Genomic DNA, 1048 nt, shown 5'->3' on the forward strand with positions numbered 1-1048 from the left:
ATCGACGCTGCGGCTGGACGGGTATCGCGGTCGCCCTGCTGTTCAGCCTGACCACCTGTGGCTTCGTGCTGGGCAACCAGTACACCCGGGGTGGCAATGTGCTGATGATCCTGGCGGGGGCGCCGCTCATCGCCGCCTTGCTTTCCCGGGTGATCCTGGGTGAGCGGCTGCCGCGACGCACCTGGCTGGCCATCGTGCTCTGCATGCTGGGTATCGGGATGATCGTGATCGACGATGCCGGGGTGGGCTCCTGGGTGGGCTCCTGGGTGGGCAACGGTTTCGCCCTCATGGCGGCCACCACCCTGGCCCTCAACTTCACGCTCTGCCGCCGACGGCCCGGCGTGGACATGAGCCCGATGCTGGTCTTCAACGGGCTCATCGTGGGCGGTGGCGCTGCCCTGGTGTTGCTGCTGGGAGGAAGTGGGATAGAGATGCCGCCGATCGATCGCTGGCTGCTGGTGGTCCTGCTGTGCCTGGGTATCGTCCCGTCCGGGGTGACGTTGCTACAGCGAGGACCGCTCTACCTGCCGGCGGCGGAAGTGGGTCTCCTGCTGCTGCTCGAGGGGTCGTCGGCACCCTTTGGCTGTGGTGGATCCTGGCCGAGCAGCCCACTCCGCTGGGCTTCATCGGAGGAGGCCTGGTGATCGGCACCCTGGTCATCAAGGGGCTCCATGAACGACGCCTGGAACAGCGACTGCGCTCGGCGGTCGGCATCGACTAATCGGGAGAGACTATGAAGATCACGCGTTTGAAGACCTGGCAGGTACCACCCCGCTGGCTCTTCCTGAAGATCGAGACCGACGAAGGTGTCTTCGGTTGGGGAGAGCCCGTCATCGAGGGACGCGCCGCCACCGTGGAGGCCGCGGTCCATGAGTTCGCCGACATGCTGGTCGGCGAGGATCCCCACCGTATCGAGCACCTCTGGAACCGCATGTATCGTGGCGGCTTCTACCGTGGTGGTCCGATCCTCATGAGTGCCATCGCCGGGATCGATCAGGCCCTCTGGGACCTCAAGGGACGCGATCTGGGGGTTCCCGTGCATCAGCTG

1 protein-coding gene and 1 pseudogene are annotated in these 1048 nt (G+C 65.7%); both read left to right on the forward strand.

Translation table 11 applies throughout. From position 1 onward, the window contains the following. On the forward strand, nucleotides 1–644 hold a 644-nt coding region (locus ACESMD_RS10945), incomplete at its 5' end, for a DMT family transporter (protein ID WP_372613070.1). 89 nt (nucleotides 645–733) lie between these two features. Next, nucleotides 734–1048 (forward strand): annotated as a pseudogene (locus ACESMD_RS10950) (D-galactonate dehydratase); the annotation flags it as partial.

It is taken from the genome of Halomonas sp., assembly GCF_041689495.1.
Classification (GTDB): Bacteria; Pseudomonadota; Gammaproteobacteria; order Pseudomonadales; family Halomonadaceae; genus Halomonas.